Annotated in this window: 18 protein-coding genes; 8 read left to right on the top strand and 10 right to left on the bottom strand. The window is 62.2% G+C overall.

All coding sequences use genetic code 11. The annotated features are described in order from the left end of the window. The first annotated feature begins 13 nt into the window (after nucleotides 1-13). Entirely contained in the window at nucleotides 14-772 is a 759-nt protein-coding gene (gene pflA / locus JNO50_RS11000) for a pyruvate formate-lyase-activating protein (protein WP_215796346.1), read from the top strand. A gap of 11 nt (nucleotides 773-783) precedes the next feature. After that, nucleotides 784-2,001 carry a PrpF domain-containing protein gene (locus tag JNO50_RS10995; RefSeq protein WP_189533237.1) on the top strand — a complete coding sequence of 406 codons (1,218 nt, stop codon included), beginning with the start codon at nucleotides 784-786 and terminating at the stop codon, nucleotides 1,999-2,001. Here the strand turns inward: JNO50_RS10995 and JNO50_RS10990 are convergent. Both JNO50_RS10990 and JNO50_RS10985 read right to left on the bottom strand, forming a co-directional pair. Beyond that, complete coding sequence (locus JNO50_RS10990) at nucleotides 1,972-3,465, bottom strand: sensor domain-containing diguanylate cyclase (protein WP_189533236.1); 1,494 nt, start codon at nucleotides 3,463-3,465, stop codon at nucleotides 1,972-1,974. The genes JNO50_RS10995 and JNO50_RS10990 overlap by 30 nt on opposite strands. Before the next feature lie 78 nt (nucleotides 3,466-3,543). Next, complete coding sequence (locus JNO50_RS10985) at nucleotides 3,544-4,305, bottom strand: helix-turn-helix transcriptional regulator (RefSeq protein ID WP_189533234.1); 762 nt, start codon at nucleotides 4,303-4,305, stop codon at nucleotides 3,544-3,546. 102 nt (nucleotides 4,306-4,407) lie between these two features. Here JNO50_RS10985 and JNO50_RS10980 point away from each other — a divergent pair, with 102 nt between their 5' ends. After that, on the top strand, nucleotides 4,408-4,854 hold the full coding sequence (locus tag JNO50_RS10980) for a nuclear transport factor 2 family protein (RefSeq protein ID WP_189533232.1): 447 nt from the start codon (nucleotides 4,408-4,410) through the stop codon (nucleotides 4,852-4,854). Here JNO50_RS10980 and JNO50_RS10975 read toward each other — a convergent pair. Both JNO50_RS10975 and JNO50_RS10970 read right to left on the bottom strand, forming a co-directional pair. After that, on the bottom strand, nucleotides 4,835-5,668 hold the full coding sequence (locus JNO50_RS10975) for an MBL fold metallo-hydrolase (RefSeq protein ID WP_189533231.1): 834 nt from the start codon (nucleotides 5,666-5,668) through the stop codon (nucleotides 4,835-4,837). The two genes, JNO50_RS10980 and JNO50_RS10975, sit on opposite strands and share 20 nt — an antisense overlap. 31 nt (nucleotides 5,669-5,699) lie before the next feature. Next, nucleotides 5,700-6,653 carry a class I SAM-dependent methyltransferase gene (locus JNO50_RS10970; RefSeq protein ID WP_215796345.1) on the bottom strand — a complete coding sequence of 318 codons (954 nt, stop codon included), beginning with the start codon at nucleotides 6,651-6,653 and terminating at the stop codon, nucleotides 5,700-5,702. A gap of 161 nt (nucleotides 6,654-6,814) precedes the next feature. Here JNO50_RS10970 and JNO50_RS10965 point away from each other — a divergent pair, with 161 nt between their 5' ends. The 3 genes from JNO50_RS10965 to JNO50_RS10955 all read left to right on the top strand — a co-directional run bounded on the left by JNO50_RS10965 (nucleotide 6,815) and on the right by JNO50_RS10955 (nucleotide 8,485). Continuing rightward, nucleotides 6,815-7,852: an oxidoreductase gene (locus JNO50_RS10965; protein ID WP_189533229.1), complete on the top strand. Its 1,038-nt coding sequence runs from the start codon at nucleotides 6,815-6,817 to the stop codon at nucleotides 7,850-7,852. A 112-nt stretch (nucleotides 7,853-7,964) separates the two neighbouring features. Continuing rightward, nucleotides 7,965-8,279 (top strand): hypothetical protein, encoded by a 315-nt coding sequence (locus tag JNO50_RS10960; RefSeq protein WP_189533227.1) that lies wholly within the window; start codon nucleotides 7,965-7,967, stop codon nucleotides 8,277-8,279. Nucleotides 8,280-8,293: 14 nt separating this feature from the next. Next, nucleotides 8,294-8,485: a hypothetical protein gene (locus JNO50_RS10955; protein ID WP_229804602.1), complete on the top strand. Its 192-nt coding sequence runs from the start codon at nucleotides 8,294-8,296 to the stop codon at nucleotides 8,483-8,485. Nucleotides 8,486-8,550: 65 nt separating this feature from the next. Here JNO50_RS10955 and JNO50_RS10950 read toward each other — a convergent pair whose 3' ends face one another. Further along, nucleotides 8,551-9,135, bottom strand: a complete 585-nt coding sequence (locus JNO50_RS10950; protein ID WP_189533226.1) for a deaminase domain-containing protein — start codon at nucleotides 9,133-9,135, stop codon at nucleotides 8,551-8,553. A 160-nt stretch (nucleotides 9,136-9,295) separates the two neighbouring features. On the opposite strand from JNO50_RS10950, the gene JNO50_RS10945 reads away from it, so the two are divergent. Together JNO50_RS10945 and JNO50_RS10940 are read left to right on the top strand one after the other, a co-directional pair. Then, entirely contained in the window at nucleotides 9,296-9,667 is a 372-nt protein-coding gene (locus JNO50_RS10945) for a VOC family protein (RefSeq protein ID WP_189533224.1), read from the top strand. A gap of 150 nt (nucleotides 9,668-9,817) precedes the next feature. Continuing rightward, nucleotides 9,818-9,973, top strand: coding sequence for a hypothetical protein (locus JNO50_RS10940; RefSeq protein WP_215796344.1), 156 nt, complete (start codon nucleotides 9,818-9,820; stop codon nucleotides 9,971-9,973). 9 nt (nucleotides 9,974-9,982) lie between these two features. On the opposite strand, the gene JNO50_RS10935 is transcribed toward JNO50_RS10940, so the two are convergent. The 5 genes from JNO50_RS10935 to JNO50_RS10915 all read right to left on the bottom strand — a co-directional run bounded on the left by JNO50_RS10935 (nucleotide 9,983) and on the right by JNO50_RS10915 (nucleotide 16,217). Continuing rightward, a complete protein-coding gene (locus tag JNO50_RS10935) occupies nucleotides 9,983-10,324 on the bottom strand; it encodes an SMR family transporter (protein ID WP_189533220.1) in 342 nt (113 codons plus the stop codon). Nucleotides 10,325-10,360: 36 nt separating this feature from the next. Then, entirely contained in the window at nucleotides 10,361-11,203 is an 843-nt protein-coding gene (locus tag JNO50_RS10930; protein ID WP_189533218.1) for a substrate-binding periplasmic protein, read from the bottom strand. A 30-nt stretch (nucleotides 11,204-11,233) separates the two neighbouring features. Continuing rightward, on the bottom strand, nucleotides 11,234-13,120 hold the full coding sequence (locus JNO50_RS10925; RefSeq protein ID WP_189533216.1) for a methyl-accepting chemotaxis protein: 1,887 nt from the start codon (nucleotides 13,118-13,120) through the stop codon (nucleotides 11,234-11,236). A gap of 144 nt (nucleotides 13,121-13,264) precedes the next feature. Continuing rightward, nucleotides 13,265-14,647: a glycosyltransferase family A protein gene (locus JNO50_RS10920; protein WP_189533214.1), complete on the bottom strand. Its 1,383-nt coding sequence runs from the start codon at nucleotides 14,645-14,647 to the stop codon at nucleotides 13,265-13,267. Between the two features lie 118 nt (nucleotides 14,648-14,765). Continuing rightward, a complete protein-coding gene (locus tag JNO50_RS10915) occupies nucleotides 14,766-16,217 on the bottom strand; it encodes an aminotransferase-like domain-containing protein (protein WP_189533212.1) in 1,452 nt (483 codons plus the stop codon). Between the last annotated feature and the right edge of the window lie 211 nt (nucleotides 16,218-16,428).

The raw sequence follows: 16,428 nt of genomic DNA, 5'->3' as shown, positions 1-16,428 counted from the left end.
TCGAGGTCAAGCCATGTCGCACGCAGAAACAGTCCACTCGCCGTCCACCGGCTTCTTGCATTCGGTGGAGAGCGGCGCGGCCGTGGACGGTCCGGGTGTGCGCTTTGTCTACTTCATGTCAGGTTGTCAGTTCCGCTGCCTGTACTGCCACAACCCGGACACCTGGAAGCTGCATGACGGCCGGGAAGTGAGCCTGGACGCGGCGCTGGCCGAGGTCGCGCCCTACGCGCGTTTCCTGAAGTTCGCCGGCGGGGTGACGGTGTCGGGCGGCGAGCCCTTGATGCAGGCGGACTTCGTCGGCGCGCTGCTCGGTGAGATCAAGGCGCGCTTCGGCCTGCACACGGCGCTGGACACCCAGGGCTTCCTGCACGAAGAGGTGGACGACGCCTGGTTCGAGGCGGTGGATCTGGTGCTGCTGGACATCAAACATAGCGATCCGGCGGTTTACCGGCGTCTGACCGGCCAGGATCTGGCGCCGACGCTGGCGTTCGCGCGGCGTCTGGCGCGGCTGGGGAAACCGATGTGGATCCGCTATGTGCTGGTGCCGGGACTGACCGACGCGGACGCGGACATCGCGGCGCTGGCGGATTTCGTGGCGGGCCTGGGGCCGGTGGTGGAACGGGTGGAAGTGCTGCCGTTCCACCAGTTGGGCAAGGACAAATGGGCGAAGTTGGGCAAGGTCTACGAGCTGGGTGATACGCCGGTGCCGACGCCCGAGGCCGTGGCGCGCGCCCGGGCGCTGTTCGCCGACCGCGGTCTGGCCGTCGCCTGAGTGCCGCTGTCATGTGGCCCTGTTTCCCCGATCCCGCGCTTGCGCATCTGGTGCCTTCCCTGCGCCGGGGCGTGGTCGAATTCCCCGTTTTTCATGTGCGTGGCGGCACCTCCACCGGGCTTGTTCTGTGGGCCCGGCACATGCCGGATGATCCGGACCTGCGCGATGAACTGCTGCGGCACCTGATGGGTGTGCCGCTGGATGGCGCGTTGCCCGGCAACCGGCAATGCCACGGGCTTGGCCGGATCGCGCCGACCGGCAACAAAGTGTTCATCGCCGATAGGGAAGCGGATGGTCTGGTCGGCACGCTCGCGCAACTGGCCGCCGATACCAGCGCCATCGACTGGAGTGTCAATTGCGGGAACCTGTCCGCGGCCCTGCCGCTGTTCGCTCTGGATAGTGGTTTGCTGGTTCCGCCTGCCGGCGCGGACCGGATAAGTGTGACGATCCGGAACACCAATACGGAAAGCCGGCTGCGCGCCGCGCTGCGCCTGGATCGGGACGGCGGAGTGCCCGCCGATACGGTGATACCCGGGGTGGACGGCGGCTTTTCCGGTGTTGATTTGTTTCTTGATGCGCCGGTTGGCGCCAAGACCGGCAGGTTATTGCCGACCGGGGTGCCCCGGGAGCGGATCGGGGATATGTGGGTCACCTGCATGGATGTCGCCGTGCCGATGGTGATCGCCGAGGCGGCGGCGTTCGGCAAGACCGGGTATGAGACTCCCGCCGAACTCGATGCCGATGGGGCGCTGCGGGTCCGGATGCGCGAGGTGCGGGTGGCGGCGGGGCTGCGTATGGGATTGCGTCACCCGTCCGGCGCGGCGATGAGCGCGGATGATCTGGCCCGGAGCGAAACCCTGCCAAAACTGTGCTTGATCGCTCCGGCCCGCGAGGGCGGGCACCTGTCGGCCCGCTATTTCACCCCGCAACACGCTCATGCCTCGCTCGCGGTATCGGGCGGATGCTGTCTGGCCGCCGCCTGCCTTGTTCCGGGGACGGTGGCGCACGCGATGTGCGCACTGCCCGCCGATGACGGGGCGTCGCGCGAAATTCTGTTGGAAAACCCTGTCGGCGTGCTCGCTACGCGGATAGACGCGCAGACGTCAGTGGATGGTGTCGAGATAAGCGGCGCGGCCTATACGCGCAGCGCGCAAATTCTGTTGCGTGGTCTGTTTCCGCTTTATCGTGCCTCCGGACCGCTACGCGCTTGCCTGGCCGGTCGGCGGTAATCCTCGGTCCGCTGCCATGCACAATGTGTCGCGGCCGGCCCGCTTGGCCTCGTACATGGCCGAATCGGCGCGCGACAGGGGAGCTTCCGGCGTCAATTCGCCATGCTGGCTCAACGCGATGCCGAAGCTGGCCGTGATTTGCAGGGTCGGTGAGTTGTCTTCCTGTATCCGGATCGCGCGAATGGCGTCGAGCAGACGGTTGGCCATGGCCATGGCGCCCGCCGGGTCGGCATCGGGGATCAGGATCACGAACTCGTCGCCCCCCAGTCTGGCGGGGGTGTCGGTGTCGCGAATGATGGCGAGACAGGCATTGGCCACGGCAACCAGCGCCAGGTCACCAATGCGATGGCCGTAAAGGTCGTTGATTTCCTTGAAGTTGTCGATATCAAGAAGGATGAAGCCGCAGGGAGTCAGGTTGCGGTCGGCGCGGGCCAGTTCGCGCAAGGCCGTCTCGAAAAAGTGCCGGCGGTTGGCAAGCCGTGTCAGCGGGTCGGTGCAGGCCTGCTGGAACAGCAGTTCGGCCCGCTCTTCGGCAAGCCAGACGTTGCGCAGCAATAGCACGATGAGTATGCCGATCAGGGCGAGTCCGAAGGCGAACTGGGCCGCCTTGTCGTTCCACTCCCGCATGAGCGTGGCTTCGTCGAGGCCGACCAGCACGGCGATCGGTTGCGCGCCCAGATGCTGGAGGGAAACCAGCGCGGGCCGGTCGTCGAGCTCCGCCGGGAAGCGCCTGGCCGCGCCGGTCAGCGAGAGCGCGGCCACCTGGCGTTGCAGGGGGTAGTCCAGTTGATGGCCAGGCCCCTTGGGGGCTCCCGGGGTGGCCGGCCCGTGTCTGGCCAGAATGCGTCCGCGGTTGTCGACAATGGCGACCGTGTCATGCGGGCCGATATGCACGCGATCCAGCCAGCGCTGGAAAAACGACAGATCGAGCCCCGCGCCGGCGATGCCGACGAGGCGTCCGCGCGAATCGGTCAGCGGCCGCAGGTGCACCACTTCGTACTTGTTCAGGTTGCTCCACAGCAGGTTGGTGGTGAAGTGGTCCAGCGCCGGATTGGCGCGCAGCGCCTTGCAGTAGTCGCGGTCGCTGGCATCCCAGCCGATCGGACTGTACGCGGCGAAAGCGAGACGGCATTGCCCGTCGAAAACACCGATTTCATCACTGTGCGGCAGGCTTTTGTGTTTGTCGATCAGCAGGCGGGTGATGTCGGCCCTGCGCTCGGCGTCGGGGGCGAAAGGGGGCAGGTCGCCGGGGTGGATCACATCGGTGACATTGCGGACCACATAATCGACCTCGCGGAACGAGCCGGCCAGCCATTCCGATACCAGAAAACTCATGGCCTCCGCTGATGCGAAGCCGCGCTCGCGGATTTCGTTGCGCGACCGGTAAAGGTCGATGCCGGCGGCCGTGAAAGCAGCCACGAACAGCAGAATACACAAGACGATGCCTTGGGTTTTGCGTCTCAAACGATCTCCCCTTGATGACGGTGGCCGCGGTATCGCACAAATGGTCGGTTATCGCCCCCTTGCTCTTATTCTATGCATTTATTCGGGTTTCGAAATGTCCGGTTGATTTTCGTGCGTCAAACGGCCGTACTGTCCCGGAGGTATGCCGAATGCCTTGCGAAAGGCCGAAATGAAAGCGCTAGCGGTGCTGTAGCCCAATGCATGGGCGACATCCTGAACGGTTTCGCCGCGCGCGAGTCTTGTGCAGGCGAGGTCTAGCCGGGCCGCGTGGCGCCAGCGTTCGAAGGTCATGCCCGTTTCTGCCGGAAAGCGCCGGCTGAGCGAGCGTTCCGACACGCCGGCGAATAGCGCCCACTGCGCCAGCGTCCGGGTGTCGCCCGGGGTGGCGATCAGCGCATCGGCAAGTCGCCGGAGCCTCGCCTCCGCGGGGTAGGGCAGTCTGCACTGAACCTTGCGCGCGGCGACGATCTCGTCGAGCAATACGCCAACCAGCCGGTTGCGGGCATCGCCTTGCGGCTCGTCCGATGCGAGCCGTTCCAGGAGCGCGGGCAGCAGGGACGAGGCTTCCAGCCGGCAGGCCGTGTCCGGCAATGCCGGCGCGAATGGCGTGTCCAGGCGGCATGCCCAGCCATCGACGCGGCCATGGCCGCTTGTCCAGTGAGGCATGCCGGCGGGTATCCAGCCGGTCTGCCCGGCCGTGAATGTGCTGCGTCCGCTCGCTTCGTGAACGATCAGCGCGCCGTCCCGCAGCCAGAAAAGCTGACCTTCGGCATGGGCGTGAAGCGGGGTGGGGTCTCCGAGCGGGTGGCGGATACGCTCGCAAAACAGTCCGGCAGGCATGATTGGCGTATTTTCGTTATATTTTGGCATTTTGAAGATAACACGCCATTCGTGCCTGGCGCTAGACTGGGCGCTCGATTTTTGAACGAGGAATGAGGGATTATGAGTGAAGCAAACAACGATGATCTGCCGGAGTTTCTGGCGCATGCCGGCCAAGCGGAACTGTGCCGTCGCCTGGAGGCGATGTATCACGATGTTTTTGCCCGGGAAGAGGCGTGCCGGGATTATTTCGCGGAGGACTACCGGCAGTGCACCGACGGCGTCTGGAGTGACCGCGACATGTTTGTCGAGCACCTGAAGCACGTGCGCGAACGCGCCGGGGAGATTGCCTTCACGGTGCGCGAGGCGGTATGCGCGGGCGGCATGCTCGCGGATCGCCATGAGGTGCGCGTGAGAACCCGCGAGGGTTCGCAGGCGCACTTCGAAGTGATGGTGATGGCGTGTCTGGAGAAGGGGCGGATCGCCCGGCTGATCGAGCAGACCCGGTTATGCGGCGGGGATGAGCGATTGTCCGGGTTGGGGAGCGAGCTCAAAAACCCAGATCGATAATCGAGCCTGCTCCGATATTCTTCTGGCCAGGCAAATGATGCCTGGCATGGCCTGTGCAATGGCAGGCATGCAAGTGGGGCGGGGCGAGGTGCGAAAAATAGTCGGCCACATCCCGAACCGTCCTCGGACCGGCGCTGCGCAGATGAAGCCCGCCCATCACGGCATGCACGCGCTTCTCGCCCGTCACCTCGCGGGCGTGGTCGATGATGTTGCGAACCCCGGAGTGGCCACAGCCGATCAGCACGGTCAGGCCGAGCGGCCCGCGATGCACCAAGGCGCTGTCGTCGCGCACCGGGTCGCGGGTATCGGTTGCGCCGCGGATCAGTCTGCCGATCGGCCGAGCTTCCGGATGGCGAAGGGGAATTTCGCCAAGAAACAGCCATTCGTCGTCAATCCATAAAGGCGCGCGGCTTTCTTGCAGAGGGAAGGCCCGCATTACCGCGTCCCTGTCCATGGGCGCGCCCAGCTCGCGCAGGTTCAGTCGCCATGGGCCGAGCCTGGCGCCCGCATAACGCCGCAAGAACGCGTCGGGATGGGCGATGACGGACGGTCGCTGCGAAAGGGGGCGGTGGGCGAACCACTCCGCCAGCGCGGGCAGGCCGCCGCTGTGGTCATAATGCCCGTGGGACAGGACAATGGCGGAAACCCGCTCCAGATCGACCCCCAGTGTGTGAGCGTGTTCCACGCACGCGCCGGATGGACCGGTGTCGAACAGCAGCGCGCGGCCGCCATGCTCGGCGTAAACCGAAAAACCTTTGGCCCGGGTAAGGTCATCCCGGGCTGATGCATTGTCGATGAGGCAGGTAAGCCGCACTGACGTCTCCACCCATGATTAAAGGGTTCCACTATATCAGCGCCCGCCTCGCCGGGGGAGTCGGCGCATACGGGCAGGTTCGCCGGCGTGCTCCGGTTTGTCTGGGGTTGACCGCCAGCGTGGCGAGGAAAGTCGGCAGGTACCGATCGATCAGGAAGCGGGGCGACGGCGGATCGTCTTCGTAAAACCCGGCGATGAGCAGGCCCGCGTCGATTTGCCCCGCGATTTGGTCGGTGAGCGAGTGTCCGAACGCCAGTGCGTCTCCTTTCTCGCGCTTTTGCGCCAGCGCGGTAGCGTCAAGATCGGCGAGGTCCGAGTAGGGTAGCCGGTAGCGCGGCCGGATCAGCCCGTTCGCGGCATCCTCAGGATTGCGATCCGCCACGAACACCACCGGGTTGTAAAAACTCGACAGCAGTCGGCCGCCGGGTCGCAGTACTCGTGCGCATTCTTTCCAGACGGGGCGGATATCCGGTACGTAGAGGTTGGAAATCGGATGGAAGACAATGTCGAAGCTTGCGTCGGCAAAGCGCGACAGATCGCGCATGTCGCCTTCTTCGAGGGTCAGTGCGAGTCCGTCGCGCAGTGCGACCTCGCGATCCTTGTTCAGCTGCCCGGGCGAAACGTCGAATACCGTGACGCGGCCCCCGACCGCCGACAGGACCGGCGCCTGCTGTCCGCCTGCCGAGGCGAGGCACAGCACTTCTTTGCCGGTTACGTCGCCGAGCCAGTGTCCGGGAAGGTTGGAGGGTGTCAGCCGCACTTGCCAGCGGCCTTGGCGGGCGGCGGCGATGGTGTCGGAATCAACGGGGCGCGACCAGTCGCCTCCGTTGTGCGCCTGGCGATCCCAGGCCTGCCGGTTGTGGTCGATGATGTCGGAGTCGTATTGCTGCATGGCCGTTTCATTGAGAAACGATGCCGGACCGGGGGTGGCCAAGGTGATGTCTGCGGGTGTCGCGCACCGGGCGGAATGAAAACCTTTTGTCATGAACGAAGCCATGCCTTCGGACCGGGCATCTTGAGAGATTCGGGTTCGAGGGGGAGGGAAAGGATTCCCGGCTTCAGTTGTTCATTTCGGAAAGGCTCCGGGCTGATAGACTAATGACAGCACTATGTTAAAGCAATGATGTTCACTCGGAAAGGACAGTCATGCCCTCATCCTTGCGGGTCGGTCTGGTCGGTTACGGCTATGCCGCTTCCACGTTTCATGCGCCGCTGATCGCCAGCGTGCCGGGGTTGCGTCTTGCCGCGGTGTCCAGTCGTGACCCTGGAAGGGTCGCGGCGGCACTGCCGGGCGTGGAAACATGCGACTCGCCTGACAAGCTGTTTGCCCGCGAGGATATCGATCTGGTCGTGATCCCGACCCCGAACGACAGTCATTTTCCGTTGGCGCTGGCCGCGCTCGCCTCGGGCAAGCATGTTGTGGTGGACAAGCCGTTCACCCTCAACGCCGCCGAGGCCCGCGAGCTGATTGCCCGTGCGCAGGAGAGCCGGCGGTTTTTGTCGGTGTTTCACAATCGCCGGTGGGATGGGGATTTTTTGACAGTGCGGCAGTTGTTGGCGTCGCAGGCGCTGGGGCGGCTCGTTCATTTCGAATCGCATTTTGACCGCTACCGGCCCGAAGTACGGGCGCGCTGGCGCGAAATCGATTTACCCGGCAGCGGGCTGTGGTATGACCTCGGGCCGCACTTGCTCGACCAGGCGCTGATGCTGTTCGGTCCGCCGGAAGCCCTGTCGCTCGATCTGGATACGCAGCGTGACGGCGCGAGTTGCGTCGACTGGTTTCACGCCGTGCTGCGTTACGATCGGCTGCGTGTCATTCTTCATGGCGGCACGCTGGCGGCCGAGCCGGGTCCGCGCTTCACGCTGCACGGCACGCGCGGCAGTTTCGTCAAGCGCGGTCCGGATCGCCAGGAAGAGAGGCTCAAAGCGGGCGTGGAGCCCGGTGGCGAAGGTTGGGGGTTGGACCCCGATCCGGGCTGGCTCGTGACGGTGTGCGACGGTGTCGAAACGCGGCGGGCATGCGATGGCGTGCCGGGGGATTACCGTTGCTATTATGCTGGCGTGCGCGACGCGATTGTGACGGGTGCCGCCAATCCCGTGCCGCCCGGCGACGCGCTCGAAGTGATGCGCTGGCTGGATCTCGGGCTTGCCTCGGCAAGTGAGGGCCGGGCGCTCGGGCTTTGACTGCTTTTTTGTTCAGTATGCGGGGTGGCGTTTTCCCATGGGCCTCTTCATGCCATCGGCCGGGATGGTTTTGAATTTTGCTTGACAGTTGTTTTGAAGTCGGGTAGATTGCTTGGCTAACGTCAGTTCAAGTTGTAGATCTGTAGTTCCACGTTTCCTCTCCAAGCGGTATTTTTCCAGCTTCGCGCGGTACTCCCTGATCTCGGTTCGCGACACCGAACCCACTTTCGCCGAATATTCCGTGTTTCCGGCTATGCGCATTCTCTTGGGAATGTCGCCCGCAAACCGGCGGCCGCACGCTCCCGCGGCCTCTTCTTCGCCCGGCTCTGACAATGCTTTTGATGCTGAACGTCCGCCGGCGCGCGCCTTGCTGCGCGCTGCCGCCGGTTATCGGCTTTCGAAATATGAAAATGAAAATGATTATTGAAAAGGATAACAATAATGATGATGAAGATCAGCCAGTTGAAGCCTGGTTACCAAATCTGTGAACAGAAGGACAATGGCGACATCGAACGCTTCGAAGTCGTCCGCGTCGAGCCGGCAGGCCGCCGCTTCGAGGTGACATTCCGTTCGTTGCTCGGTCTGGCGAGCGCCGTTTACCCGGCCGACGCCTACCTGAACGCGGCCGCCTGACCGGTGCCGGCGGCCGCCGGCCAGTCTTCGCGTTTTTCTGCAAGAAACGATGAGCCCCGCGGGGCTCATCGCCGTTTTAGGCTCCTTCTCACAGTATTGCGCGATATGCGTTTATGGCTGCGGTAGCGTGGCCATTGAACGGAAATCAGCAAGGCGGGATGCGCCTTGCGCAGTCGGTCGATGACCTTTCTGCACGATGCGCAGGGCGGGTATTCGATCGCCAGTGCAAGCGTGCCCGCCGCTCTTCCGGCAAACTCATCCGCGATGATGACCGCCAGGTGATTGACGATCAGGTATTCCGCGTCGGAGGTCCGCAAGTAGCACTTGCCCTGGCGATTCGCGGCGAAGGTCGCCGGATAGCGGATCCAAGGCGGCTGGGCGGCGCCGGTGCCGTTCAACTGCCACAGGCCGTCAACGAATCGGCGCGAAGCGCCGTTAACAGGCCGGCTGTGGGATTTGACAAAGGCGAACCCGCGGCGTTCGGCCGATTCGATCCGGTAGATCGCCGAGGCGAAGCATCCCGGGGTGTGGAGCTGGCGCCGGGATGCCGTCAGCGCCCAGCGCGCGCGATAAAGCCGGTTCAGTTCGGTGGCGAAGGCCAGTCCTCCTGCGGCGAGAAAGTGACGGGTATGGTGGGAGCGTGTTGGCATTGGTGGCGTTGTGCTTGGGTTTTTACGGATTTCGGCGTCATTATACGGACACGCCGGAGGTTTGCCGATGTCATTGATCTCAATGTGTCGGCAGCCGGACAACGGCAAGATCGGGTAGGATGGCGGATACGGTATTTTCTGTTTTCTGAAGGGAACGATTGTGGAACTGAGCACTGCGCGCATTTTTGTCCGGGATATCGCCGAGGCCCGTTCTTTTTATGCCGACATTCTGGGGTTGCCGCTCAAGGCCGACCGCTGCGAGGAAGGGTTTTGCGTGTTCACCGCCGGTGCGGCCATTCTGGTCGTGCAGGAAGTGTCCAACGACGCGCCCGAGGATGAGCTGGAACTGGTCGGCCGTTTTACCGGCCTGTCCTTTACCGTGACCGATGTGCCGGCCCGGCATGCCGAGCTGACCGCGCGCGGCGCGGTATTCACTGTTTTGCCCGAGGCGCAGCCGTGGGGCGGGGTGTTGGCCACTTTGTGCGACCCGTCGGGCAACGAGCTGCAGATCGTGCAGTACCCCGAGGCGTGACGAGGGGCGGTGATTTCGCCGTTTGTTGACGCAGGTCAGCGAATCGCACGGTTTCGCGCTGGTGCCCGCGCCTTCCCGCGGCGTAGCATTACGGCTGTTTCAGCCGTTCCGTGCCCCGGGAGCACACAGATCCGACAAATGCGAATCGATGTGAAAAAACAAGTGGGCGTTGTGGTTCTCGCCAGCGCCGCGAGCTACGGCGTCGCCAGTACGGTGACATGGTATCTGCCGGCGATTTCCGGACCGGTGCTGACCGGAATTCTGGCTTCCGTGACCCTGCTGTGCTGGCGTTACCGGCACGTTTGAGCACCGGGCTCAGTGAGCCGCGGTTTTCGAGAGCAGGTTGATCACCAGCACCCCCGCGATGATCAGGCCAAGGCCGGCAATCGCCGGCAGATCGAGTTTCTGCCCGAAGACGAAGTAGCCGATCAGCGAAACCAGCACGATGCCGATGCCGCTCCACATGGCGTAGGCCAGACCGACGGGGATGTGCTTGAGTGTGAGCGACAGACAGAAAAAAGCGCCGGCATAGCAACATAGCGTTAGCAGGCTCGGCCACAAGCGGGTGAACTGCTGGGATGCCTGCATGGAGGACGTGCCGATCACTTCAAGAACGATCGCCAGCAGGAGCACACCGTAGGTTGTCAAGGGTTGCATCGGGATAACCGGAGTAACATGGGGGCGTGCGACACGCTACCTTCCATTGGGCGGGGCGTCAAGCCTCCCTTGTTTGGCGTTTTCCTGTTTGAAATGGCGTTTGGCGATCGCATCGATCTCGCCGTTCTGTCGCATGCGGGAAAGAATGGCGTCCAGCTGACGCACGAAATCATCCTTGAACGGGAAGCGCCGGCCATCGGCCGCATACCCCACGTGACCCGTGTTTCGCGAAATCTCCGGGCCGGGAAGCAGTGTCAGTAGCTTGCCCGAAACGTCGTAGACCGGGTTGGCGCGCAATTCAAAACCGACCGCCTGCGGATCGCCCAGATAACAGTCTGCGCGGTTGGCCGCAATCATCCTGAGTGCCTGGGAGGTGCTGGCCACTTCGGCCAGCTGGATCCGACCTTGGGCGCTGAAGGATGCCAGCCCTTCTCCGCCGATCGCGAAACTCGCATTGCGAAGGATGCGCAGTCCGCCAAAGTCGTCGGGGAAGCGCGTGCGTTTGGCATGCATCACCGCTTCGCGGCATAGGGGTTCCACCCGCTCTTCCAGTATCGCGACGGAATAGGGTTCCACATACGGTCGTTCCTTGCGATGCTGGTAGGGAGGGTAAAAAGCGAAATACTCGCCGCGCTTCACTGAGGCGAGAATGCGCGGCCACGGCTCGGCGCGGATCGTGACCGAGTAGCCTTTCATCCTGGAAAACGCCTGTTTCAGTATATCTGTATAAACCCCGCGCGGCATGCCTCCTTCCTGATAAGCGTAGGGCGGATATCCGGCATCGGCGTACACCACGACTTCGGTCACGCCGCCGGCCGCCAGGGCGGGCGGCGTCAAGGCCATCAGGCCGCACCACCCCAGCGTTTTTCCGAACTTCATGCCGTGTCTCCCCCTTGGCATTTACCGCGTTCAGATGCGGAAGCGCGAAATCAGCGAATCCTGCTCGTCCACTTTGTGCGCGACATCTCCGGAGAGACGTCGCTGGCTCTGCGCCGAGGCGGAAACCCGCTGACCGATCTGCAGCAGCTCTCCGGCGTTCTGGCTGATATCCCTCGTCGCGCTGCTTTGTTGGTAAACCGTCCGGGCGATCTGCGAGTTTTTCTCGTTGATGTCGGCGATCGCATCCTTGATCCTGGCCAGGACTTCGCTGGTTTGTTCCGAGTCGTTGACCGAGGTGTTCGCCATGTCCCGGCTTTCCTGCATCTTGTTTTTGGCCTGCGACACACCCTTTTGCAACTGATCGATCATGCTGCGGATTTCCTGGGTCGCCTGCTGCGTCTGGGATGCCAGCTTGCGAACCTCGTCGGCCACGACGGCGAATCCGCGTCCCGCTTCTCCGGCCCGTGCCGCTTCGATCGCGGCATTCAGGGCAAGCAGGTTGGTCTGGTCGGCGACCACGGTGATGACCGAAACAATGGATTCGATGTTCTGACTGAATGTCGCCAGTTCGTTCATCGACTGGGAGGTTTCCTCCATGACTTCGGCCATGCGGCGCGTCGTCACGCCCGATTGAACGACCTGCTGCATCCTGTCGCTCATCTCCTCATGGGCTTGTTCCGCGACCTTGGCGACTGTCTGGGCATTGTGTTCCATCTCTCCTGCCGTGTCGGCCATCTGACGCATGGCATCGACCAGGCGGTTCAATTCCGTTTCGAGATGCTCCACTTCCTTGCAGCTGAGTTCCGATTTGCCCGCGCTGTCCCGCGAACTGTCCGTGACATGCTGCGCGATGGATTTGATGTCGCCGACCAACTGTTGCAGGTAACTCAGGAAACCGTTCAGTTCGCGCGCCACGGCGGCGAACTCGTCATTGCCGGATGCGTCCACCCGTCGGGTCAGATCGGCGTCGCCGCTATTGAGTTCGGCCAGCGAACGTTGCAGTTGTTCCAGCGGTTTGCGCAAAATGCGCTGCATCATCGAGCTGAGCAGAACGAGACTCACCGCGACACCGATCAGCGCGCCGATCAGCGAACGCCAGCCGAGCGCATGGACGGGGGCCAGGACTTTGTCCGATTCGAGCACGATACCGACCATCCAGCGCGTGCCATCCAGATGGGTCAATGGCGTGAAGGACACCATCAGTTTTTGCCCGTTGGCCTCGATTTCCTGCAGGTCCGGGGTGAATGCCGGAGCCTGTCCGCCGAACAGTTCGGCGACCGGTTTACCATTGAGCTTCGGATTGGGGTGGCTGATGATCTTGCCTTCGGCGGACAGCAGGAAGGCGTAGCCCTCGCCGTCGAAGTTGACGGTATTCAGGGTTTTGGCGATGGTCTGCAAACTCAGGTCCCCGCCGAAGGCGCCGCGCTGTGCTCCCTTTTCCGTCAGTTTCGCCACGGCGGAAATCAGGATCTCGCCGGTCGCCGCGTCGGCGTAGGGTTCGGTCAGCACCGCCCGGCTGCTGCCGGTGGCGATAGGATACCAGGGGCGTTTGCGGGCATCCCAGTCTGACGGTGGTTTCCAGGTGGGGTCATTGGTCAGCGGTTTGCCATCGGTGTCCAGGCCGCCGAAAATCAGCAGGAATTCTTTTTTCAGGAGAGGGCGGTGAAAGACTTCCTGAATGCGGTCAGGACTGAATCCCGAGTCGATAGCCTCCGAGACCAGATCGATCTGGCGCAATTTGCCATTGAGCCAGTTTTCGATTTGCGCAACGAGGATTTGGCTGGTCTGGGCGATTTCCTGGCGCTTCCCTTCCAGCAGGCTGGATGAGACAGCAGCGTACTGTAGCCAGGACAGAATGCCGATGGTGGAGGCCAAGACCACGGCAGACAGCAGACCGCTCTTGTGTGAGATTTTCATAGGCGACTCTCCATGTGGATGTTTTCAACATAGTCTGTCTTGCCGAAATTTGAGGGGATTTTCTCACGTGTCTTTCGATCTAACTATTCTGTAGTAATGTTTCCTGATAACTGCTCTTGAGTTCAGTAAAAACGGTGCTGTGGTTCAGAATCTGGGTAAGATCTGACGGAAGATGGCGAGGTGTTTCCAGATCGTGTGCCGGGTTCGCCTGGAGGTTACGGGCAAGCGCCGGTCCAGTAGGATGCGCCAGGTAAAATTGAGAAACATCCGGCTGTGGCCGTGACCGTGGCCGTTTACGGCAAGTTCACGTTTTTTTCGGCTGTCTACCGGCGTATTGAAGGACAGATCCCGGGCCAGCGAGTGGTAGGATTTTCGACGGTTGATATCTTCTCTCTCAATGCACAGGATCGACTTTGGCAAGTAGCGCTGCAAGGTTCCACGCGCTTTATGGTATTTGATAAAGCGAAAATCCTCGGCGCCGTAATGGCCGGCGAACTCTTCATCATAGCCGTGGCATTCGAAAAACCGTCCTCGTGAGACGAGGAACATGTTTGAGTGACCGCTGTACACTGATCCATCCGGTTTTTTGCGATAAATCTTGTATATCCGCTTCCCGCACGGCGGACGGGCGATCAGACGGCGCATCGCGTCGACGGGAAGCTCATGATCCAGGTCAGTGAGCAGCATGGTGTCGGATTTCGCGTATACCGCACCCAGGTTGCGTGCTCCCGCCTGATTCCAACGAATATCCTGATCGATTTTCAGCCAAGTCAGGTTAAGAGCGAGGTCGGGGATGTCGTACTCAATGGGAGACCCGTCGTCGACCACAACGAAATGGACACGGCTGATCACTTCTGAGGGGTAGGCCGCGTAGCGCGCCAGCAGATTTGTGACAGAGCTGATGTCTTGCTGGTTGCAATAAAAGTGTGTGACATAAGCAAGACATATGTCGCTGTCATCTTGTTTGCGAAGTCCGGACACATCCGTGCGGGAGGGGTGCAATAATGCTTCGTAGGCATGATGCAGCATGCGCAGGTCGGCCCGATCTCCCAATTGCGGCTGATCGAGCACCATCGGATTTTTCAATCCGAGAAACCCCGGGGCGCCAGATGGCGCGCGCGCGTTTTGGTCGATGAACAGATTGATGTCGGTTAGCTTGTTGTAAACAATATGGCGAAGTATTCCGCCGGGAATGCCTTTGCCGTCAAGGTGAGTGGCCAGCAAATAATGACCATTGCGGTTGCGCAGAAATCGCTTGGCGGCGAACTGATGATCTTCGCGGCTCAGGCTTTGCACAATGAGAGACCTGTTGGCGGCAAGCAGGCGGTCGATTTCTGAAGGGCGCAGGCATTCGACTCCAGGAGGGAAGGATCGCTCCGAGTCGGTCAGGAGAATGAAGCGGTATTTCGCCATGACTGGACTTCCTGTCAGGCGTTGAGCGAATTCCAGGGCGAAATCGTCGGCATGCGCTGCCACCAGGATAACTGCTCTGCCGGATGAAATGGACGACTCGGGGGAAAGTGTCATGAGAAAGCGACCTTGTGGTCGATCCCGTTGGTTGTTCTGAGATAACCTGCGATCTTAGCATAAGAACGCGACTAGCGATGCTGTCGAGTAATCCTTGATCCCGTATCACTGCGCATATTCAGTTGGGGGCAGGCTTGACTGCTTTCTGTGAGCCACGTCCGGCTGATCGGATCAGTTCACCCAAATTCCCAATTCCATTGGACATCGCATCGGGTCCCGCGGCCCCGAAATTGAGCCGCAGGCAATGCCGGTATTGTGTGCGGCTCGCGGAAAACACCGGCCCGGGCGCCAGTCCTATCCCGTGGGCCGCCGCCGTCCTGTGCAGTTCCAGCGTGTCGAAGCCTTCGTCGAGCTCCACCCAGAGAAAATACCCGCCATCCGGCCGGGACAGGCGCGCCCCGGCCGGGAAATGCGCCGCCAGCGCCTCGTTCGCGACGGCCAACCGTCCCTCCAGGGTGTGGCGCAGCTTGCGCAAGTGCTTGTCGTACCCGCCGCTTCCCAGGTAATCGGCCAGCGCGACCTGCGCGGGTATGCTCGCGCACAGCGTGGTCATCAGCTTGAGTCGTTCGATGGCCTGTCCGTAGCGCCCCGGCGCCACCCATCCCACGCGATAACCCGGCGCCAGTGTCTTGGAGAACGAGCTGCAGTGCATGACGAGGCCCAGGCGATCGAAGGCCTTGGCCGGCAGCGGGCAGTGCCGACCGAAATACAGTTCGCCGTATACATCGTCTTCGATCAGAGGCACGTTGTGGCGCGCGAGCAGCTCCACCAGCTCCTGTTTGCTTTCTTGCGCCATGCTGGCACCCATCGGATTCTGGAAGGTCGTCATGAACCAGCAGGCTTTGACCGGATGGCGGTCCAGGGCGTTGGCCAGTGCGGCAAGGTCCAGACCACGCTTGGGGTGCACCGGAATTTCGAGCGCTTTCATGCCGAGTCGCTCGAGCGCCTGCAAGGCGGCATAGAAGCCGGGTGATTCGATGGCGATCAGATCACCCGGCCTTGCCACCGCGCTCAGGCAAAGGTTGAGCGCCTCCAGGGCGCCACTGGTGACGATCAGTTCCTCCGGCGCGACGTGCATGCCCATCCCCAGGTAGCGCCGCGCGATCTGTTCCCGCAACTGGCTGTTGCCCGCCGGCAGACTGGCCACGATCTCCCGCGGGTCGATGAAGCGCGTCGAGGCGGCCATGGAGCGGGCCAGACGCGAAAGCGGAAACAGGTCGGGCGATGCGAACGCGGAGCCCAGCGGCAGCATGGCCGGATCCTGCGCCGCGCCAAGCACGTCGAACACCAGTTCGCTGATATCGACATGGGATGACAGTTGGGTGCGGGCGCATGCGGCCGGTTCGGCGCGAATCGCTTGCGGCCCGCCAGTCACGAAATAGCCCGATCGTTCCCTGGCTCTGACAAGCCCGCGCTCTTCGAGCCGGTAATACGCATTGAACGCGGTCGCCGGGCTGATGCCATGGCGCGCGGTCAGTTCGCGAATGGAAGGGAGGCGGCTGCCTGGCGGCCATTGCCCCGAGCGGATCTCGCCGGCCAGCGATTCGGCAATCTCTTCGTAGCGTTTCATTCGGCCTCCTCTCCCATCTGATACGCAAAAATATCATTTTTCTGATTCTGTTACCCATTATTTCGTTCGCCGATACTGTGCCGGAAGCGGACAGGCACCGCACTGTGGCGCCCGGCGCGCATCGCCGAACCGGCCGGCCGGACCCCGGTTCGCGCGATGGAGTAAGCTCGTCAGCGCTTAAGCCGATAACAGTGGCGTGTTGCCCTCTTAA

The sequence above is a fragment of the Paludibacterium paludis genome (assembly GCF_018802605.1).
GTDB classification, from domain to species: Bacteria; Pseudomonadota; Gammaproteobacteria; order Burkholderiales; family Chromobacteriaceae; genus Paludibacterium; species Paludibacterium paludis.
This window is presented reverse-complemented; position numbering and strand designations above follow the sequence as displayed.